The sequence below is a fragment of the uncultured Planktosalinus sp. genome, assembly GCF_963973675.1.
In the GTDB taxonomy this organism is placed as follows: Bacteria; Bacteroidota; Bacteroidia; order Flavobacteriales; family Flavobacteriaceae; genus Planktosalinus.
Window position 1 is genome coordinate 1 of sequence record NZ_CAXBAN010000411.1, and the last position, 2,205, is coordinate 2,205.

3 protein-coding genes are annotated in these 2,205 nt (G+C 33.9%); all 3 read right to left on the reverse strand.

Going from position 1 to position 2,205, the window contains the following annotated elements; all coding sequences use genetic code 11:
- On the reverse strand, nt 1–578 hold a 578-nt coding region (locus tag AACY61_RS12755), incomplete at its 3' end, for a hypothetical protein (RefSeq protein WP_339611960.1).
- Between the two features lie 74 nt (nt 579–652).
- Nucleotides 653–1,651: a type I glyceraldehyde-3-phosphate dehydrogenase gene (gene gap / locus AACY61_RS12760; RefSeq protein WP_339611962.1), complete on the reverse strand. Its 999-nt coding sequence runs from the start codon at nt 1,649–1,651 to the stop codon at nt 653–655.
- Between the two features lie 14 nt (nt 1,652–1,665).
- Nucleotides 1,666–2,205: lipoyl synthase (locus AACY61_RS12765; RefSeq protein ID WP_339611964.1), on the reverse strand; the 540-nt coding region annotated here is incomplete at its 5' end.

Consider the following 2,205-nt stretch of genomic DNA (forward strand, 5'->3'; position numbering starts at 1 on the left):
TGAATGAGGGACATAGCTATATGTTGATTAGCTATCGCTTCGTAATAGGGGATGTTTGAATTTTCGAAAACTTGTAGAGCTGCAGTAAAGTAATTTAAGGCTACTTGAATATTTTCATTTTCCAGGGCAAAAAGGCCTTTTTTATATTTGACTTTTGCTAGCTCTACATCTTCATTTAGTGTTTGAAAGATTCTATCTGCTCTGTCGAGATACCGCTCAGCGTTTTCTTTATTATTTGTTTTTAAAGAAATCAATCCATAAAGACTATATGCTATTGCAAGAGTTTTTGAGTTTTCATCGTCTTTTACGTAACTAATAGCTTTTGCACATTCAGTACTTGCAAGATTATAACTGTATATAGAATAATAAAAGTAAGCCAAGGTAGTACTTACTAGTGCTTTATGGTTGCTATCATTAATTTTGTTTGCTAGATCTTTTGCTTCTAATAATTTTGGCACCACATTGTCAAGCTCCTGAATTAAAATAGATTCATAGGCTGTTTGTTGAAGATTTTGGATATGGGCAATAGTATCTGTAATTTCTGCTTTATCTTCCTGAGAAATAGCAGAAACTGACAAAATTAAACAAAGTGAGGTTAAAAATAAAAGTAAGGAGCTCCTCATCAATATTACATATAATGGTTTAAATATAGTTATTTCTTTGATATATAATTTACTAAATCTATTAATCTCGAAGAATAACCAATTTCGTTATCATACCAACCAATAACTTTTACAAATTTACCAATTACAGACGTCATTTGCGCATCAAATATACAAGAATGTGTATTGTTAACAATGTCAATTGATACAATTGGCTCGTTTGTATATTCCAAAATACCTTTTAAAGTGGTATTTGAAGCTATTTTAAATGCATTGTTAATTTCTTCAATTGAAATTTCCTTTTTTACATTTAAAGTTAAGTCTGTTAGAGAACCATTGGGCACAGGCACTCTAATACCACAGCCTCCAATTACATCAGATAAATGTGGAAACACTTTTGTTAATGCCTTGGCAGCCCCTGTGGTGGTTGGCACGATTGATTGGCAAGCTGCACGAGCTCTTCTCAAGTCTTTATGTGGTTGATCGTGCAAACTTTGATCTGAAGTATAGGAGTGAACTGTAGTAATATATGCCTGTTCAACCCCACATAATTCATCAATTATTTTGATCATTGGTGCTGCATTGTTGGTAGTGCAGGAGGCATTTGAAATAATCAAATCATCCGATTTCAAAAGATGTTCATTGACACCTAAAACAATCGTTTTTATGTCATCTTCCATTGGTGGAACAGACAGTATCACTCTTTTTGCTCCTGCTTTAATGTGATGGATTAGCTGTTCTTTTTGTTTGAATTTACCGCTGGATTCAATAACAATATCTACATTTTTCCAAACAGCCTCAGCTGGCGAGGGAAAATTGTAAAGCGGGAAAAGCTTATCATCAACATAAATACCTTTGTCAGTACTTGAAATATTTCTTTTTAAAACCCCATGAATGCTGTCATATTTAAGTAAATGGCTTAGGGTTTTAGCGTCTGCCAAGTCATTGATAGCGACTACTTCTATTTGATTTTGATCGAGTAATAACCGAAATAAATTTCTGCCAATTCTTCCAAAACCATTGATGGCTATCTTGATTTTTCCTGACATTTATTTTAATTTAGTTAAAGAATGTGTTTATGAGCTTTGTATGAAGAGCGAACCAATGCACCACTTTCAACATGGCGAAAACCCAATTCTTTTCCAATTTGCTCATATTTTTTAAATTGATCCGGTAAAATGAACTCTTTTACTGGGAGGTGTTTTTTAGAAGGCTGTAAGTATTGACCAATAGTAATGATATCTACATTAACAGTCCTGAGGTCTTCAAGTGTCTGAATAACTTCTTCTTCTTTTTCACCCAGTCCTAACATAATACCGCTTTTGGTTCTGTTTATGCCTTGTTTCTTGAGGTAATTTAAAACTTCTAAACTGCGTTGATACTTTGCTTGTATGCGCACTTCACGGGTGAGTCTTTTAACAGTTTCCATGTTGTGAGAAACCACTTCTGGGCTAACTTCAATAATGCGGTTTATATGCCTTTCAACACCTTGAAAATCTGGAATCAAAGTTTCAAGAGTAGTTTCTGGATTCATCCTGCGAACAGCCTTCACAGTTTCTGCCCAGATTATAGAACCCATATCTTTTAAATCATCAGATAATGT

What these genes read in the sequence shown, in the direction of transcription:
- gap (WP_339611962.1), bottom strand. Translation starts at nt 1,651, where the DNA reads ATGTCAGGAAAAATCAAGATAGCCATCAATGGTTTTGGAAGAATTGGC.